The sequence below is a fragment of the Pannonibacter sp. Q-1 genome (genome assembly GCF_054073275.1).
The window spans coordinates 115,577-131,968 of record NZ_JBSXNB010000008.1 but is presented as its reverse complement, the minus strand read 5'-3'; the positions used below and the strand labels follow the sequence as shown (position 1 = coordinate 131,968).

At 63.9% G+C, this 16,392-nt stretch carries 15 protein-coding genes; 5 read left to right on the top strand and 10 right to left on the bottom strand.

The annotated features are described in order from the left end of the window. Window positions 1-11 precede the first annotated feature (11 nt). The 3 genes from ACVNHC_RS20495 to ACVNHC_RS20485 all read right to left on the bottom strand — a co-directional run bounded on the left by ACVNHC_RS20495 (window position 12) and on the right by ACVNHC_RS20485 (window position 2,579). A complete protein-coding gene (locus ACVNHC_RS20495; protein WP_019965398.1) occupies window positions 12-1,046 on the bottom strand; it encodes an aspartate-semialdehyde dehydrogenase in 1,035 nt (344 codons plus the stop codon). A 111-nt stretch (window positions 1,047-1,157) separates the two neighbouring features. Beyond that, window positions 1,158-1,283, bottom strand: coding sequence for a hypothetical protein (locus ACVNHC_RS20490; protein ID WP_457169134.1), 126 nt, complete (start codon window positions 1,281-1,283; stop codon window positions 1,158-1,160). Window positions 1,284-1,379: 96 nt separating this feature from the next. After that, on the bottom strand, window positions 1,380-2,579 hold the full coding sequence (locus ACVNHC_RS20485; protein ID WP_457169132.1) for a multidrug effflux MFS transporter: 1,200 nt from the start codon (window positions 2,577-2,579) through the stop codon (window positions 1,380-1,382). Window positions 2,580-2,863: 284 nt separating this feature from the next. Here ACVNHC_RS20485 and ACVNHC_RS20480 point away from each other — a divergent pair, with 284 nt between their 5' ends. Then, entirely contained in the window at window positions 2,864-5,077 is a 2,214-nt protein-coding gene (locus ACVNHC_RS20480; protein WP_457169130.1) for an esterase-like activity of phytase family protein, read from the top strand. Between the two features lie 94 nt (window positions 5,078-5,171). On the opposite strand, the gene ACVNHC_RS20475 is transcribed toward ACVNHC_RS20480, so the two are convergent. Beyond that, a complete protein-coding gene (locus ACVNHC_RS20475) occupies window positions 5,172-6,146 on the bottom strand; it encodes an NADPH:quinone oxidoreductase family protein (protein ID WP_457169128.1) in 975 nt (324 codons plus the stop codon). Between the two features lie 195 nt (window positions 6,147-6,341). Between ACVNHC_RS20475 and ACVNHC_RS20470 the strand changes: the two genes are divergently transcribed. Further along, complete coding sequence (locus tag ACVNHC_RS20470; RefSeq protein WP_123195308.1) at window positions 6,342-6,893, top strand: RNA methyltransferase; 552 nt, start codon at window positions 6,342-6,344, stop codon at window positions 6,891-6,893. Window positions 6,894-6,991: 98 nt separating this feature from the next. On the opposite strand, the gene ACVNHC_RS20465 is transcribed toward ACVNHC_RS20470, so the two are convergent. Next, window positions 6,992-7,600 (bottom strand): sigma-70 family RNA polymerase sigma factor, encoded by a 609-nt coding sequence (locus ACVNHC_RS20465; RefSeq protein ID WP_058898590.1) that lies wholly within the window; start codon window positions 7,598-7,600, stop codon window positions 6,992-6,994. Window positions 7,601-7,829: 229 nt separating this feature from the next. Between ACVNHC_RS20465 and ACVNHC_RS20460 the strand changes: the two genes are divergently transcribed. Beyond that, entirely contained in the window at window positions 7,830-8,336 is a 507-nt protein-coding gene (locus ACVNHC_RS20460) for an invasion associated locus B family protein (protein WP_174235486.1), read from the top strand. A 307-nt stretch (window positions 8,337-8,643) separates the two neighbouring features. Beyond that, window positions 8,644-9,882, top strand: coding sequence for a 23S rRNA (adenine(2503)-C(2))-methyltransferase RlmN (rlmN, locus tag ACVNHC_RS20455; RefSeq protein ID WP_457169126.1), 1,239 nt, complete (start codon window positions 8,644-8,646; stop codon window positions 9,880-9,882). 55 nt (window positions 9,883-9,937) lie between these two features. Here rlmN and ACVNHC_RS20450 read toward each other — a convergent pair whose 3' ends face one another. The 4 genes from ACVNHC_RS20450 to ACVNHC_RS20435 form a co-directional block, all read right to left on the bottom strand. Further along, window positions 9,938-10,315, bottom strand: coding sequence for a VOC family protein (locus ACVNHC_RS20450; RefSeq protein WP_374629133.1), 378 nt, complete (start codon window positions 10,313-10,315; stop codon window positions 9,938-9,940). A 67-nt stretch (window positions 10,316-10,382) separates the two neighbouring features. Next, on the bottom strand, window positions 10,383-11,078 hold the full coding sequence (locus ACVNHC_RS20445) for a helix-turn-helix transcriptional regulator (RefSeq protein WP_457169124.1): 696 nt from the start codon (window positions 11,076-11,078) through the stop codon (window positions 10,383-10,385). A 212-nt stretch (window positions 11,079-11,290) separates the two neighbouring features. Beyond that, on the bottom strand, window positions 11,291-13,486 hold the full coding sequence (locus ACVNHC_RS20440; RefSeq protein WP_457169122.1) for a molybdopterin cofactor-binding domain-containing protein: 2,196 nt from the start codon (window positions 13,484-13,486) through the stop codon (window positions 11,291-11,293). Between the two features lie 4 nt (window positions 13,487-13,490). Beyond that, window positions 13,491-13,952, bottom strand: coding sequence for a (2Fe-2S)-binding protein (locus tag ACVNHC_RS20435; RefSeq protein WP_457169120.1), 462 nt, complete (start codon window positions 13,950-13,952; stop codon window positions 13,491-13,493). 124 nt (window positions 13,953-14,076) lie between these two features. Between ACVNHC_RS20435 and ACVNHC_RS20430 the strand changes: the two genes are divergently transcribed. Next, entirely contained in the window at window positions 14,077-14,703 is a 627-nt protein-coding gene (locus ACVNHC_RS20430; protein ID WP_457169118.1) for a TetR/AcrR family transcriptional regulator, read from the top strand. A 94-nt stretch (window positions 14,704-14,797) separates the two neighbouring features. On the opposite strand, the gene ACVNHC_RS20425 is transcribed toward ACVNHC_RS20430, so the two are convergent. Continuing rightward, window positions 14,798-16,354, bottom strand: coding sequence for a glucan biosynthesis protein (locus ACVNHC_RS20425; protein ID WP_457169116.1), 1,557 nt, complete (start codon window positions 16,352-16,354; stop codon window positions 14,798-14,800). Between the last annotated feature and the right edge of the window lie 38 nt (window positions 16,355-16,392).

The window sequence follows — 16,392 nt, the reverse complement described above, 5'->3', positions numbered from 1 at the left end:
GTGCAGAAGGATCAGGCGGCCTGCTTCTTCGGCTTGATCAGGCCGCGGTTCACCAGAACCTCGGCGATCTGCACGGCGTTGAGGGCTGCACCCTTGCGCAGGTTGTCGGCCACGACCCAGATGTTGAGGCCGTTCTCCACCGTGGCATCTTCGCGGATGCGGGAGATGTAGGTGGCGTCTTCACCGGCGGTCTCGTAGGGCGTGATGTAGCCGCCGTCCTCGCGCTTGTCGATGACGAGGCAGCCCGGCGCCTCGCGCAGGATGTCGCGCGCTTCATCGGCCGAAATCGGCTTCTCGAACTCGATGTTGACGCTTTCCGAGTGGCTGATGAACACCGGAACGCGCACGGCGGTGCAGGTGACCTTGATCTTCGGATCGAGGATCTTCTTGGTCTCGGCCAGAACCTTCCACTCTTCCTTCGTGTAGCCGTCTTCCATGAACACGTCGATGTGCGGGATGACGTTGAAGGCGATGCGCTTGGTGAACTTCTGGTTCTCGACCGGATCATTCACGAAGATGGCGCGGGTCTGGTTGAACAGCTCTTCCATCGCCTCCTTGCCGGCGCCCGAAACGGACTGGTAGGTGGAGATGACGACGCGCTTGATGGTGGCCGCGTCATGCAGCGGCTTCAGCGCCACGACGAGCTGCGCGGTGGAGCAGTTCGGGTTGGCGATGATGTTCTTCTTGGTGAAGCCGGCAACTGCGTCCGCATTCACTTCCGGCACGATCAGCGGCACTTCCGCGTCGTAGCGCCAGGCGGACGAGTTGTCGATGACGACGCAGCCCTGTGCGCCGATCTTCGGAGCCCATTCCTTGGCAACGCTGCCGCCGGCGGACATCAGGCAGATGTCGGTGTCGGAGAAATCATAGTTTTCCAGCGCCTGCACCTTCAGCGTCTTGTCGCCGAAGGAGACTTCGGTGCCCTGCGACCGGCGCGAGGCCAGCGGCACGACTTCAGCTGCCGGGAAGCCGCGCTCGGCCAGAATGTCCAGCATTTCGCGGCCCACATTGCCCGTGGCACCAACAATGGCGATCTTGTAGCCCATGAATTCCTCTCTCATCCGTCTCCCCGCTTGCCCGGCGGGCCCGCACACGCGGCACCTGCCCGGCTCTCCGGCGCCCGCCCATCCCGGGGGAGCGCGGGACGAGAGGCACCGTCAAACGGTGGTTTTAGCGGTGGTTTTAGTGAGTTTGGCTGCGGTGGTCATAAGACGAGCGGCAGCAGCGCTGGCCGGAGCCATCGCCTCAATGCCCATGTCTGCGGCAGCAAGCCGGAACATCATCGTCTCAATCCACACTCTCTAACGGCAGGACCGGCCACGCTTTTGGCGGGAATTGCGGCAGTTGTCAATGTTTGATTGGCCGAAGGCCGCTCCACCTCAGGGGTGGAGCGGTGCGGTCCGGTTGCGCCCCAGCGTGGGGACGGCGATGATGAAGGCGCAGGCCGCACAGGCGGCGATGGCGCCCACCATGGGCAGCACGCTTCCGTCGAAGAACGGGCTGGCCAGCACCAGCATCAGGGCGCCCGCCAGCATCTGCAGCGTGCCGCCGAGGGAGGAGGCAAGGCCAGCGTTCTCGCCATGATCGTCCAGCGCCATCACCATGGTGGGCGCAATGACGAGGCCAAGGCAGGCATTTCCGAGGAACAGCAGCACCATCACCACGGGAAGGGCATCAAAGCCGAAGGCCACCAGCGTTACCAGCACCCCGTTGCACAGGGCAAAGCCGGTGACGGCCAGAAAGGCGACGCGTGCCATGCCATGCTTGCGCCCGAGCCCGGCCGCGAGCTGCGACGTGCCGAAAAAGCCGATGGCATTCAGCGCGAAGGCAAGGCTGAAGCCCACCGGGCTCATGCCATAGTGGCCGGTGTAGACAAACGAGGCCGCGCCGATGAAGACGAAGAAGCTCGCCATGCCGAAACCGCCCGTCATCGTCAGCCCGAGGAAGCGGGCATCGCGCATCAGGTCAAGGCAGCCTCTGAGAATGGCTTTCGGCCGCAGCGGCACGCGCCGCTCCGGCGGCAGGGTTTCGGGCAGCTGCCAGGCGGTGAGGGCCATGGCCAGCGCTGCGGCAAGGCCAAGGGCCACGAACAGGAAGCGCCAGCTCCCCACCGCAATGATGGCTGAGCCGGTGAGCGGTGCCAGCATCGGCGAGATGCTGATCACCAGCATCACCAGCGCCATCAATCGAGTAGCTTCTGTGCCGGTGTGCATGTCGCGCACGATGGCGCGCGGAATGACCATGGCAGCCGCAGCACCCAGGGCCTGGACGAAGCGGCCAAAGACCAGCCAGTTGATGTCAGGGGCTATTGTGCAGATGGCGGATCCGGCGATGAACACGGCAAGGCCTGCATAGATCGGCGGCTTGCGCCCCAGCCAGTCCGCCATCGGGCCGAAGATCAGCTGGGCAAGGCCAAAGGCGAGGAAATAGGCGGTGAAGGTCATCTGCGCAGCGCTGGCCGTCGTGCCAAGGCTTTCCGTGATCTGCGGCAGGGCAGGCAGATAGAGATCGACCGCAAAGGGGCCGACGCAGGAAAGCAGGCCAAGCACAAGGGCAAGGCGCGAGAAGGCGCTTGTCATCCTGGGTATCCGCGAAAGGAGAGCGTGAAAATGGCTGGCCGTACTCAAGTGGCCAGCCGGCGGACGTTGGGCCATCCGCATGTGAGCCTGAGTAAAGACCCGGCGGGGGCATCTGTCCAGAATTTATGTGATGTGCCGCCGCTCAAGCGCTTCAGGCTGTTGCGCAATTGCCGCAGTCCAAGGCCTTGCGTCACGAAAGCTTCACGCTTCTGTCACCGCGGCTTCGCCGGCGTTGCCTAGCGTGTCCCGTCTTTTCATCAAACGTCCCGTTTCGGGGAGGCATCATGATTTCTCTGCGCAGCCAGCTTCTGGCTGGTTTTTCCGTTCTGGCCGCTGTCTCACAGGCATCTGCTGCCGACACCTATTTCACCCGCATCGCCACCATGCCGGTCTACAAGACGCTTGGCGAAGGTGTTGATCCGGCGACGCAAACCTCGGCCGAGATCATCGCCGTGACGAAGGATGGCCAGACGCTGGTCTTTTCCGACAGCCCCGGTGAGGCCGTGGTCTTCGTTGACATCGCCAATCCGGCCGAGCCGAAACCGGCGGGCCGCATCGCCATGGGCGGTGAGCCCACGTCGGTAACGGCGGCGCAGAAGTTCATCCTCGCCGGTGTCAACACCAGCCCGAACTACACCGAGCCGTCGGGCCATCTGGCGGTGATCAGCCTTGCGGACCAGTTCATCGCCGCCACCTGCGACGTGAAGGGCCAGCCGGATTCGGTCGCCATTTCGCCGGACGGCAAGTTCCTGGCCGTTGCCATCGAGAACGAGCGCGATGAAGAGCTGAATGAAGGCAAGCTGCCGCAGATGCCCGCCGGCCATGTCGCCATCTTCGATCTGGATGCCGATGGCATGCCCGTCAATTGCGAGGCGGCCCGCATCGTTGACGTGACCGGTCTTGCCGAAATCGCACCGGAAGATCCGGAGCCGGAATTCGTCTCGATCAACGAAGACAACGTCGCGGTCCTGACACTGCAGGAAAACAACCATCTGGCCCTCATCGATCTGGCCTCCGGCACGGTGACGGCACATTTCTCCGCCGGTACCGCCAGCGCGGAAGCTGTTCCGGTCGCCAAGGGCGCCAGTTCCGACGCCTCGGGCAACACCGAGAACGTCAAGCGCGAGCCCGATGCCGTGGCCTGGCTCGACAATGACCGCTTCATCACCGCCAACGAAGGCGACTATGAAGGCGGCTCGCGCGGCTTCACCATCTGGAACACCAAGGGTGAAGTGCTCTACGACAGCGGCAACAAGCTTGAGCACATCGCCATGATGACCGGCCACTATCCGGCCAAGCGCGCGTCCAAGAAGGGCACTGAGCCGGAAGGCGTCGCCATCGGCGAGTTCGGCGGCCAGAAGCTGATCTTCGTGAACTCCGAGCGCGCCAACATGGTGTCGGTGTTCAAGGACACGGGCGGCGAGCCTCAACTCCTGCAGATGCTGCCCACCCATGTGGCGCCGGAAGGCGTCCTGGCGATCCCGTCCCGCAATCTCTTCGTTGTCGCCAACGAGGCCGACAAGCCGAAGGACGGTCTGCGCTCGCAGGTCGGTATCTATGAGTTTGGCGCAGACAAGCCGGCCTATCCGGTGCTGACCTCCGCCTTTGATCCGGAAACCGGTGCCCCGATCGGCTGGGGTGCCCTTTCGGGCCTTGCGGCTGACAAGACCGACCCGAACAAGCTCTATGCCGTTTCGGACAGTTTCTATGATCAGGCCCGCATCTACACGCTCGATCTGTCGATGAGCCCGGTGGAGATCGCTTCCTATGTGAACATCACCGGCGGCTCGCCGAAGAAGTTCGACATGGAAGGTATTTCGCTGGCTAATGATGGCGGTTTCTGGCTTGTCAGCGAAGGCAATCCGGAGAAGGAAGGCGTGCCGCATCTCCTGGTCAAGGCCGATGCCAACGGCAAGGTGACGGAAGAAATCAGCCTGCCGGAAGCTCTCGTTGCCCAGTCCAAGCGTTTCGGTTTTGAGGGCGTCGCCGAGTTCGAGCGCGGTGGCCAGACGCTGGTCGTGACCGCAATCCAGCGTGAGTGGGGCGATGATGCCAAGGGCCTCGTCAAGCTCGGCATCTACAACCCGGCGGACAAGTCCTGGGGCTTCGTCCACTATCCGCTCGACGCTCCGAAGAGCTCTGCCGGCGGCTGGGTTGGCCTGTCCGAAATCACCCATCTGGGCGGCGAGCGCTTCGCCGTGCTGGAGCGTGACAATCAGGGAGGCGAACTTGCTGCCATCAAGCAGATCAGCGTGATCGATCTTGCCGGCATCGAGCCGGTTGCCCTCGGCGGCACCCTGCCTGTGGTGGAAAAGACCGTGAAGCTGGATCTGATCTCGGCACTGGCCTCGTCCAAGGGCTGGCTGCTCGACAAGCCGGAAGGCTTTACCGTCACCGCCGACGGCCGGATGATCCTCGTCACCGACAATGACGGCGTCGACGACGCTCCGGGTGAAACCCAGATCTTCACCCTCGGTTCGGTGGACAAGCTGAACTGATCTCTTCCGCAGATGCCATGACCGGAGCCCGGGCCTCACGCCCGGGCTCTTTTCGTTTCAAACGGCAGGCGGGCGAAGAGCCTTGGCAGCCCGGTCAGGGCGTCAGGATCACTTTGCCCATGACCTTGCGGTCTGCGATTTCCTGGATGGCCTTTGCGGCCTCCTCCAGCGGGTAGACCGCGTGGATCTGCGGCTTCAGCCGGCCCTGGCGCACCCAGTCGAGAATCTGGCTCATGTTGGCCCAGTGGCCCTCGGGGTCGCGGATGATCGATTCGCCCCAGAAGACGCCGAGGACATCACAGCCCTTCAGCATCACCAGATTGAGCGGGATCTTCGGGATATCGCCGGCCGCAAAGCCGATGACCAGATAGCGGCCTTCCCAGCCGGTGGCCCGCAGCGCCTGCTCGGCCAGATCACCGCCCACCGGATCATAGACCACATCGGCCCCGGCGCCGTCCGTCAGCTCCTTGATCCGCGCCTTCAGGTTCTCTTTCTCGTAATTGATGGTCAGCACCGCGCCGAGCTGGCGGGCGCGGCTGAGCTTTTCTTCCGAGGAGGCGCAGGCGATGACGCGTGCGCCCATCAGGGAGGCGATCTCCACCGCAGCCTGTCCCACGCCGCCGGAAGCCCCCAGCACCACCACGGTTTCGCCTTCCTGAAGCTTTGCCCGGTCGCGGAAGGCGTGCAGCGTGGTGCCATAGGTGACGGAAACCCCGGCGGCTTCCTCGAAGGAAATACCCTCCGGCATGGGGATGAGGTCATCCTCGCTGGCCGCCACCAGTTCCCGCGCCGCGCCGAAGCGGACGTAGCCGATCACCTTGTCGCCCGGCCGCACGCGTTCCACGCCCTCGCCGGTGCGCTCTACGATGCCTGCAAATTCGGCGCTGGGGGAGAAGGGCATTTCCGGCCGCAGCTGGTATTTGCCCTGAATGATCAGCGTGTCGAAGAAGTTCAGCGCACAGGCTTTGACGCGGACCAGCACTTCGCCCGGGCCAACGGAGGGCGCAGGCAGATCTTCAACGGTCAGCGATGAAGCTGGACCGTAGGTATGACAAAGGATGGCTTTCACGCAGGGCCCCCGCTCCACACATGTTGTGAACCATAGTTAATCTGTGGCCGGCGCTGCTGCACTGCAAGGAAAATCTCGTTACGGAAAGTACCGTGCGGCTGGCTCGGGCGGGCATCCGTAGGCGTTGGCGGGTTGAGGCGGGCAGCCCCAGCGTCTATGAGCCTCTGCAGGAATGACGGAAGAAGGAAGTGGAAGATGCGCGGCTATTTCGGGGTGGGGGCTGAGGGCCTGTCCAAGCGGATGAACCTTGGGAACCTGATGCGCTCGGCGCATGCTTTCGGGGCGAGCTTCTTCTTCACCGTGGATGCCGGGCCTGCCATCCGCCGGGCGCCGCGCTCCGACACCTCCAAGAGCCCGGACCATCTGCCGCTGTTCGAATGGGACACGGTGGACACCATGGATCTGCCCGCGGGCTGCCAGCTTGTCGGCATCGAGCTGACCGACGAGGCCATCGATCTGCCGAGCTTCATGCATCCGCTGCGCGCTGCCTATGTGCTGGGGCCGGAGCGCGGCTCTCTGTCCTCCGCCATGCTGGCGCGCTGCGACCATGTGGTGAAGATCCCGGCGAAGTTCTGCATCAACGTCGCCACCGCCGGGGCCATCGTGCTCTATGACCGGCACCGGGCGCTGGGCCGCTACGCTGACCGGCCGGTCACAGCGGGCGGGCCGAAGCAGGACAAGACCCCGCACCGCCATGGCGGGCCCATCATGCGGCTGGGGCGGCAGATTCCGGGCTGGGAAGACTGATATCAACTTCCGGTGAGTCTGGTTCACCGGAAGTTGATGAAGCCCGTGCGGCGCTTGAGCAATTTCCAGGCGTGATGCGCCAGCATCATCAGCCGTGTTCAGTCGATGTCGACCGCCGCATCTGCCTCCAGCACCTGCCGCAGGCGGGCGAAGGCAAGGCGGATGCGGGACTTGACGGTGCCGAGCGGCAGGCCGGTGCTTTCGGCGATCTCGTTGTGTGACAGCCCGAGGAAAAAGGCCTGGCGCACCACCTCCCGCTGAGCCTCGGGAAGCTCCTCGAGAGCGGCGCGGATGCGCTCCTCCCGCAATCCTGTGTCGAGAATGACGTCCGGATCTTCCGGCGCGGAGGGCTGCAGGGCGGGATCTTCCGCATCCAGATCGCCGTTCTTCAGGCGGCGCAGGGAGTCGATGCGCCGGTTGCGGGCAATGCGGAACAGCCAGGTGCTGGCAGAGGCCTTGGTCTTGTCGAAAAGGGCGGCCTTGCGCCACAGGATGACCATCACCTCCTGCGCCAGTTCCTCGGCGCTGGCGCTGTCGGTGCCCTGCTGCATCAGGTAGCCTTTGATGCGCGGCGCGAAGTGATCGAATAATTCGATGAACGCAGCCTTATCCTGCGTTGCGGCGACCTTCTCGATCAGTTCTGAAAAATACTGCGCCTGACTCACCGCAGACTTCACTCCCAATGCGCCGGGTTTTAACCCGGTCATAATCCGGTAATCCCGGAACGTATGTCACACTCTCGCCCGATTTATCCAGCCAGCGTGCGCATGACGCGAGCCGATAATAGCGGGAATGGCGGCGAGCGCCACGCGATTGATTGGCTTTCAACCCTTTCGTAACCGGCTTTAAGGTAGCCTTAATCCAAGGTTTATATGCCGGACGACACTTGAGTAAAATCTGAAGCGTTTGACGCGCAAGCAAAACGGTGTGGAGATGATGCAAGCACGAACCCTGGTAACCGCCGGTCTGTTCCTCGCTCTGTCCGGAGCTGCCGCCGTCGCCCAGGCTCCGACGCTGCTGAAGCAGCAGAGGGATTGGGCGGCCTATACCCACGCGAGCGGTGGCGGCAAGGTCTGCTTCGCCCTGACCAAGCCCACGCAGATGCTGCCGACGGACCGTAATCACGGAGATGTGTTCTTCTTCGTGTCGACCCGTCCTTCGGAAGGCGTGAACAGCGAGCCGAGCCTGCAGGTCGGCTATCCGCTGCGGGAAGGATCGCAGGTGACTGTCGATATCGACGGCAAGCCCTTCACCATGTTCACCAAGAACGATGGGGCATGGGTGGAGAACGCGGCCGCCGAACAGCAGCTCGTTGCCGCCATGAAGGCGGGCAGCAAGATGAGTGTAAAGGCTGTTTCGGGCCGCGGCACGGAAACATCCTATGCCTTCTCGCTCTCGGGCGTGACGGCGGCCATCGACACGGCCAACCAGGCCTGCCGCTGAGCCTGAAGGCAGCCGGTGGTACCGGCCGCCTGGCACTCCGCGGATCAGCGCCTTGTTCAAGGCGCGCAGGGGGCAGCCTCCGGGCTGCACCCCTTGCCGCACGGCATTTGCCGCCTCTCATCGCATCGGCAGTTGATTTTCCGGCGCTCCTGTGGTTTTTCAGGCGCCAATGGACGCGGCTCCTGCGGGAGGCTGCGCCTTTTCTGTTTTCAAAGCGCTGAAGCAGCGGACTGGTCCGTTCCGGCGCATGGCTTTTGCGGCCTCTCAACCTTCGGGTTTTGACCCTCGGATCTGGATACTGGACGCCATGGCGATCTCGCTTGACCTTGCGCATCGTTCCGCCGCGCAGACACCTGCAGCTGCACAGTCGGCCGCTCCGGCCCCGGCGCTTGTTGCTGCGGCGGAAAAGCCCACGCTGATCGGTCTCGACAGGGCCGGGCTCGCCGAAGCCATGGCCTCCATCGATATCCCCGAGCGCCAGCGCAAGATGCGCGCCCAGCAGCTGTGGCACTGGCTCTATGTGCGCGGCGTGTCCGACTTTGGCCAGATGAGCAACATCGCCAAGGATCTGCGCTACACGCTGCAGGACCATTTCTCCATTGCGCGGCCGGAAATCGTCTCGGAGCAGATCTCCGTCGACGGCACGCGCAAGTGGCTGTTCCGCTTTCCCCCGCGCGGGGCAGGGCGTCCGGTGGAGATCGAGACCGTCTATATTCCGGAAGAAGGGCGCGGCACGCTCTGCGTTTCCTCGCAGGTGGGCTGCACGCTGACCTGCACCTTCTGCCACACGGGCACCCAGAAGATGGTGCGCAACCTCACTTCGGAAGAGATTCTCTCGCAGATACTGATCGCGCGCGACCGGCTGGGCGATTTTCCCGACGCCGCCACTCCGCAGGGTGCCATCGTGCCGTCCGAAGGCCGCCTCGTCACCAATGTGGTGATGATGGGCATGGGCGAGCCGCTCTACAATTTCGACAATGTGAAGCAGGCGCTGCTGATCGCGTCCGATGGCGACGGCCTGTCGCTGTCCAAGCGCCGCATCACCCTGTCCACCTCCGGCGTGGTGCCGGAGATTGCCCGCACGGGCGACGAGATCGGCTGCATGCTGGCGATCTCCCTGCATGCGGTGCGTGATGATCTGCGCGACGTGCTGGTGCCGATCAACAAGAAGTGGCCGATCCAGGAGCTTCTGGATGCCTGCCGCCGCTATCCGGGCCTGTCCAATGCCAAGCGCATCACCTTCGAATATGTGATGCTGAAGGGCGTGAACGACAGCGATGCGGATGCGCGGGAACTGGTGCGCCTGCTCGCGGGCATCCCGGCGAAGATCAACCTCATCCCGTTCAACCCCTGGCCGGGCTCGGACTACGAGTGCTCCGACTGGGAACGGATCGAGGAATTCGCCGACATCGTCAACCGCGCCGGCTATGCCTCGCCCATCCGCACCCCGCGCGGCCGCGACATTTTCGCCGCCTGCGGCCAGCTCAAGTCCGCCTCCGAGCGCATGCGCAAGAAGGACCGGGACGCGCTGGAAGGCGCTGCCTGACACTTTAGAAAGAATGGTCCGCACAGGCGTGCTGCCTGCGCGGAGCTTTTCGTCTTCACACCGGATTTTCATTGCGGCGGTAAACGCGCAGCCGGTGCCCGTCCGGGTCTGCGGCGGTGAAGGTGTAGCCGAAGTCTCTCTGCTCGGGCTTCTGCAGGATGACGGCGCCGATCCCGGTCCAGGCGCGGTGGGTGGCCTCGAGCTCTTCATTGCTCGCGCATTCGAACATCACTTCGGTGCCGCCAATCTGGCCGTCCGAGGGCGGGATGACACTCTGCCCCTGCCACAGGCCGAGCTTGAACCCTTCAGGCGTTACGAACATGGCAAAGCCCGGCATCTGTTCCACCGGGCCCATGCCCAGCAGCCTGGCATAGAAAGCCGCGCTTGCGGCGGTATCCTGCACATAGAAAATCACGAAATTGGACGGCTTCATCTGTCTCTCTCCTTCCGGTGTTGGACAGGAAGAGACTAGACAATGCTGCTGCCAGAAAATGGCAGTATCAATTCACCTCTGTGCGGGTTTTCAGCAGCTCCCACCAGTCCTTCATCATCACCTGTCTGCGGCGGGGGTAGCGCTTGCCTGTTTCCTCAAGACTGAGGATGCGGTCCGTCCGGAAATGGCGGTAGTCCTGGCGCAGCTCGCACCAGGCGGAAATGACGCGCACCTTGTCGAAAAAACCCAGCGCAAAGGGCCAGATGCTGCGCGCCGTGGTGCGCCCGGCCGCGTCTTCATAGGCAATCTGCAGGATGTGCTCGCGGCGGATGGCGAGCCGGATGACGGTCAGATCCGCTTCCGGCCGCTGCGGCGGCTCGCCCGGCCCGGCCAGAAGATTGGTGGCATCCAGCTGTTCGCGCAGATCTTTCGGAAGCACTGCGGCAATCTTGGCGAGCGCATTTTCAGCCGCCTGTCCCAGTGCTCCGCCCGCCCGCTTGGAGACCCAGCGTGAGCCCAGCACAAGGGCTTCCAGCTCGTCTTCGGTGAACATCAGGGGCGGCAGCATGAAGCCTGGCTGCAGCACATAGCCGACGCCCGGTTCTCCGGTGATGCCGGCCCCTTGCGCCTGAAGCGTGGCGATGTCCCGGTAAAGGGTGCGGATGGAAATGCCAAGCTCTTGCGCCAGGCTTTCGCCGCTGACGGGCCTGCGGTGGCGCCGCAGGATCTGGATGAGATCGAGCAATCGGGCAGAACGGGACATGCCTCATCTTGCCACAGTCTGCTGCCGGAATCTGTCATCATGTTGCAAGGCCGGATGGTTCCTTGTGCCTTTTCGGGCGCGGCTATCCCGCCGGATGACTGGCGGCAAAGAAAGGGCCCGGACGGGATGCCGTCCGGGCCCTTGATACGGGTCTTTGCGATGCAGCTTTGCACCGAGTGCCGCCGTGCCGGCGGCTCCGGCGCCTTTGAGGGTCAGGCCAGTCCGTGCTTGCTGAAGGGTAGCACCGTCACATAGTCGCCCCGCGCGGCTGCGATTGCATTGGCCACTGCCGGTCCGATCGGCGGCGTGCCGGGCTCGCCGATGCCGGTCGGTGCTTCTTCGGATGGCACGATATGCACCTCGATGACAGGCATGTCGGACATGCGCAGGGGCAGGTAGGTGTCGAAGTTCGACTGGTCCACCTCGCCGTCCGTGAGCGTGATCTCGTTGCGCAGCACGGCGCCAAGCCCATAGCCAATGCCACCTTCGACCTGAGCCCGGATATTGTCCGGATTGACCGGGATGCCGCAGTCCACGGCGCAGACGACCTTTTCCACCTTCACCGTGCCGTCTTCGCGGAAGGAGATTTCCGCAACTTCGGCCACATAGCTGCTGAAGGAGGTGTGGACCGCAACGCCGCGGTAACGGCCCTCGGGAAGCGGGGTGTCCCAGCCTGCCTTTTCTGCGGCCAGCCGCAGAACGCCCAGCTTGCGCGGATCATCCTTGATCAGGCTTTCGCGGAAGGCCACCGGATCGGCGCCGGTCTCCCGGGCAATGCGGTCGATCATGGTCTCCATCACATAGGCCGTGTGGGTGTGCCCGACCGACCGCCACCACAGCACCGGCACCGGCGTTGCGGTCATGTGCGCTTCCAACTGGAAGCCGGGGATGTCGTAGGTCGTGCCATGCACGCCTTCCACCATGGTGTCATCGATGCCGTTCTTGATCATGAAGGCTTCGAACCCCGTGCCCTTCATGATGGACTTGCCCGCGATGCGATGCTGCCAGCCGGTGATCCGGCCTGCCTCGTCCAGGCCCACCTTCACCTTGTGGGCAGTCATCGGGCGGTAATAGCCGCCGCGAATGTCGTCCTCACGGGTCCAGACAATCTTCAGCGGCTGGGGGGCATGGCCTGCCTCATGCCGTGCCTTGGCAATCAGTGCCGCTTCGGCGAAATAGTGGCTGTCCGGCTGGGCGCGCCGGCCGAAGGAGCCGCCGGCCCAGAGCGTGTTGATCGCCACCTTGTCCGGTGTCAGGCCCAGGATGGCGGCGCTGACGGCCTGATCCGTCGTCTGGAATTGCGAGCCGGTCCAGAAGGTGGCGCTGCTGCCGTCGTAAAGCACGGTGATGTCCAGCGGCTCCATCGGTGCATGCGCCAGGAAGGGGAACATGTAATCCGCTTCGATGACCCGCGCTGCCCCGGCCAGCAGGGGCTCTGCATCGGCATTGCCTTCCGCGGCTGCGCCCGGTGTGCCGGTCAGGTCTCTCAGTTCGGCTTCCATGTCCGCAGTCGAGCGCATTTCGGCGGCGCTGTCGTCCCAGGTGACGGAGAGGGCATCGCGCCCCTGCATGGCCTGCCAGGTGCCGCTTGCCAGAACCGCAACACCACTGGGCAGGGTGATCACATCCACCACGCCCGCAATGGCCCGGGCGGCGCTGTCATCGACGCTGGCAACCGTGCTGCCGAAGCGCGGAGGGCGGGCGAGAACGGCGGTCAGCATGTTGTCGAAACGCTGGTCCATGCCATAGACGCCCGCAGCCCCGGCGGATTTGCGCGCAGTGTCGACCCGCTTGAACGACTTGCCGATATAGACCCATTCCTCCGGGGTCTTCAGCCGTGGCTCGGCCGGAACGGCCTCGGCCGCCGCAAGCCCGGCCATCTCGCCGAAGCTCGCTGATTTGCCGGAAGGATGAGAGATCCGGCCCGAGCTGACCGTGACCTCAGTTGCGGGAACCGACCAGGCCTTGGCGGCTGCCTGAACCAGCATGCTGCGTGCGGCAGCACCGGCCGTGCGGTATTGCACGAAGGAATTGGCAATGGCGGTGGAGCCGCCCGTGCCCTGGAGGCCGAAGAGCAGGTTCTTGTAGAGCGCGGCGTCGGCCGGGGCGAAATCGGCCCGGACCTGGGCCCAGTCTGCGTCCATTTCGTCTGCAACCAGTGTCGCAAGACCCGTGGCCACACCCTGTCCCTTGTCGAGATGCTTGGACAGGACAACAACGGTGTTGTCAGGCAGCACATGCACGAAAGGCTGGAACATGCCTTCAGACGTTGCGGCAGCCGCTGTTCTTGCGCTGCCCGGCAGGTTGAGGCCGATCAGCAGCCCGCCGGCAGCGCCTGCGGAAAGCTTGAGGAAGCCGCGGCGGCTGGGCGCTGCAGCGGTGAGGGGAGAGAAAATCCTGTGCAGCATTCTGTCAGCCCTCCAGCTTGTCTGCAGCCGCATGAATGGCTGTCTTGATGCGGGCATAGGTGGCGCAGCGGCAGACGTTGCCATCCATGGCCGCCTCGATATCGGCGTCGGTGGGTTTCGGTGTTTCCATCAGCAGGGCCGTTGCGGCCATGATCTGCCCGGACTGGCAATAGCCGCACTGCGGCACGTCAAGGTCCGTCCAGGCCGCCTGAATGGCCTTGGCGGCCGGGCTTTCAAGCCCTTCGATCGTGGTGATGCTGGTTCCTTCCACATCGCCCAGATAGGTCTGGCAGGAGCGGACCGGGGTGCCGTCCAGATGCACCGTGCAGGCGCCGCACTGGGCAACGCCGCAACCGAACTTGGTGCCGGTGAGGCCGAGGGTATCGCGAAGGACCCAGAGCAGGGGCGTGTCCGGGTCGGCGTCGATCACCTGTTCCTTACCGTTGAGTGTCAGGGTAACTGGCATGAAGGGCTCCCGTGGCTAGCTTGTGTTGGCTAGGGGTAAACTACACGGTGCAGTTTACATCAGGGAGCGGCGTTATGTAAACTCCCGAGTTTACATGGGGGCCGGTTTCTGGAAAGAAAGGGGCATGACCGAGGAAAGAGAGCTTTCGCTCAGCGAGCAGAAGCGCAAACAGATCATTGAAGCCGCCGTGGCCGAGTTTCAGGAGCGCGGATTTGCCGGGGCCAGCATGGACCGCATCTCCGGCCGCGCAGGTGTTTCCAAACGCACGGTCTACAATCACTTCGACAGCAAGGAAGCGCTGTTCCGTGCCATCACGGATTGCCTCGCTTCCTGGATGACCGCTGCCCTCAATGTGACGTTCCGCCCGGACCTGCCGGTTGCCGGGCAGCTTGAAGCCCTTGGCTGGGCCGAGGGCGAACTTCTGGTCAATCCCTGCTTCCTGCGGATGGCGCGCATGATCTTTGGCGAGGCGTTCCGTGATCCGGTTCTGTCTGCCGAAGTTGCCGCGCGCATGGACAAGTTCCGTGTTTTCCAAAGCTTCATGCAGGATGCTTTCGCAGCCGGTGCCCTGCAAAGGGGAAAGCCGGAAGTGGCCGCCGCCCAGTTCCTGGGGCTGCTGAAGTCGCGCGGCTTCTATCCCTATTTCTTCTCGGGCAGCGCGGTCGGCCGGGAGGAGATGGGCGCGATCATCTCCGAGACCGTGGATATGATGCTGCGGGCCTATGGCCCCGTCTCCGGGGCCGGCGCCTGAAGGCCGCCTGACAGGCGGCCTGGCCCGGTCAGAGCGAAAAAAAAGGCCCGGACGGGGATGCCGTCCGGGCCCATTCTGTTTGCGTTACAAGCCCTTACTGCGGGCGGGCGACCAGTTCGTGGCTGATCTGGCCAAGCCAGGTTTCGGTCACCACGTCATCGCCGTGCTTGAGGAAGGCCCGGGCTTCGATCGGGTCATGATCTTCCACCTTGGCGTCGAAGATCAGGCGCCAGCGGTCCGTGCCGACAACCGGCAGGACGTAGGGGTTGATCGGCTCGCCGCGCGACAGTTCCACCACCGCCGTCACACCATCCTGCTGGCCGAGACCCTTGAGGGCTGGGCCCTCGAAGTCGATGGACAGCTTGATCTGGTCTGCCGGGCGCGGCTGGCCGGGAACACCGCCCTGACCGGCACGGGTCGCCACGGTGCGGGCGCCGGAGCCGGGCAGCGGATGGGCGTCCTTCCAGTGCATCCGGTAGGAGAAGCTGCGCTCCTCACCGGCGGCCGGCAGGTTGCTGGGGATGAAATAGGCGACGATGTTGTCGTAGATCTCGTCATCGGTCGGGATCTCGATCAGTTGCACCGCGCCTTCGCCAAACGGCGTCAGCGGCTCCAGCCAGACGGACGGGCGCTTTTCATAAAACACGCCGTCATCTTCATAGTTGGTGTAGGCGCGGTCACGCTGGGCCAGGCCGAAGCCCTTTAGGTTGGAGGCCTGGAAGGTGGAGGTGCGCACGCTCTTCGGGTTGTTCAGCGGACGCCAGATCTGCTCGCCGTTCTCCATGACGATGGCGAGGCCGTCCGTGTCATGCACTTCCGGGCGCCAGTCGAGGCCCGTGGAGCGGTTCGTCTCCGAATACCAGTACATGCTGGTCAGCGGCGCGATGCCGAGGCGCTCCACCGGCTTGCGGAAGAACAGGCGGCTTTCCACGTCGATGGTCTGGCCCGCACCGTCCTTGTTGCGCATGGTCATCTTGTAGGCCCCGGCAACGCTGGGGCTGTCCATCAGCGCGTAGAGCACCATGGTTTCTTCCGGAGCCTCGCCCGGCGCCAGCCAGAAGGACGTGAAGCGCGGGAATTCCTCCGGTTCGGACATGCCCGAGTTGATGGCAAGGCCGCGGGCCGACTGGCCATACTGATGCGACTGGCCGTCGGTGCGGAAATAGGAGGCGCCGAGGAAGGAGATCCAGTCCGTCTTCAGGTCCGGACGCATGATGCGGAAACCGGCGAAGCCGATATCGGCAGGCAGCTTGCGCGCCGGGCTGTCCTTGGGGCTGTCGAAATAGCCCGGATCATAGAGGATTTCGCGGCTGACACCGCTCTCCACCTGATAGATCTTTACCGGATCCTTGAAATACCGTCCGAGGTGAAAGAACTGGACCGGTGCGTCCGGACTGATCGAAACCGTTTCTTCCGGGTCAAACCGGATCTTCCAGTGCGCGTCGTAGTCGATCGCCTCAAGCGTGTCCGCAGCGCGGGTCTTGGGCGCAGCATAGGGCTTGGCCGCCAGCGCCTTGGCCTGGCCGGTCACGGTGTCGAAGCTGAAAGGCGCAGCCGGGCCGCGCCGGGCCGAAAGGTCACTGGCGAGAGCTGGCACGGCGTTGGCCGCAGTCAGTCCCAGAACAAACAGGCAGGAAGCAAAGAAATTCATGTCTCATCCCTGATGGAAAAACCGCCAGCTGGGAACAG

Excerpts from the sequence above, each read along its gene's own strand:
- ACVNHC_RS20470 (WP_123195308.1), top strand. The coding sequence starts at position 6,342 with ATGCGCGGCTATTTCGGGGTGGGGGCTGAGGGCCTGTCCAAGCGGATG.
- ACVNHC_RS20435 (WP_457169120.1), bottom strand. The coding sequence starts at position 13,952 with ATGCCAGTTACCCTGACACTCAACGGTAAGGAACAGGTGATCGACGCC.
- ACVNHC_RS20490 (WP_457169134.1), bottom strand. The coding sequence starts at position 1,283 with ATGATGTTCCGGCTTGCTGCCGCAGACATGGGCATTGAGGCGATGGCT.
- ACVNHC_RS20425 (WP_457169116.1), bottom strand. The coding sequence starts at position 16,354 with ATGAATTTCTTTGCTTCCTGCCTGTTTGTTCTGGGACTGACTGCGGCC.
- ACVNHC_RS20465 (WP_058898590.1), bottom strand. The coding sequence starts at position 7,600 with ATGACCGGGTTAAAACCCGGCGCATTGGGAGTGAAGTCTGCGGTGAGT.
- ACVNHC_RS20440 (WP_457169122.1), bottom strand. The coding sequence starts at position 13,486 with ATGCTGCACAGGATTTTCTCTCCCCTCACCGCTGCAGCGCCCAGCCGC.
- ACVNHC_RS20480 (WP_457169130.1), top strand. The coding sequence starts at position 2,864 with ATGATTTCTCTGCGCAGCCAGCTTCTGGCTGGTTTTTCCGTTCTGGCC.
- ACVNHC_RS20495 (WP_019965398.1), bottom strand. The coding sequence starts at position 1,046 with ATGGGCTACAAGATCGCCATTGTTGGTGCCACGGGCAATGTGGGCCGC.
- rlmN (WP_457169126.1), top strand. The coding sequence starts at position 8,644 with ATGGCGATCTCGCTTGACCTTGCGCATCGTTCCGCCGCGCAGACACCT.
- ACVNHC_RS20430 (WP_457169118.1), top strand. The coding sequence starts at position 14,077 with ATGACCGAGGAAAGAGAGCTTTCGCTCAGCGAGCAGAAGCGCAAACAG.
- ACVNHC_RS20460 (WP_174235486.1), top strand. The coding sequence starts at position 7,830 with ATGCAAGCACGAACCCTGGTAACCGCCGGTCTGTTCCTCGCTCTGTCC.
- ACVNHC_RS20445 (WP_457169124.1), bottom strand. The coding sequence starts at position 11,078 with ATGTCCCGTTCTGCCCGATTGCTCGATCTCATCCAGATCCTGCGGCGC.
- ACVNHC_RS20450 (WP_374629133.1), bottom strand. The coding sequence starts at position 10,315 with ATGAAGCCGTCCAATTTCGTGATTTTCTATGTGCAGGATACCGCCGCA.
- ACVNHC_RS20485 (WP_457169132.1), bottom strand. The coding sequence starts at position 2,579 with ATGACAAGCGCCTTCTCGCGCCTTGCCCTTGTGCTTGGCCTGCTTTCC.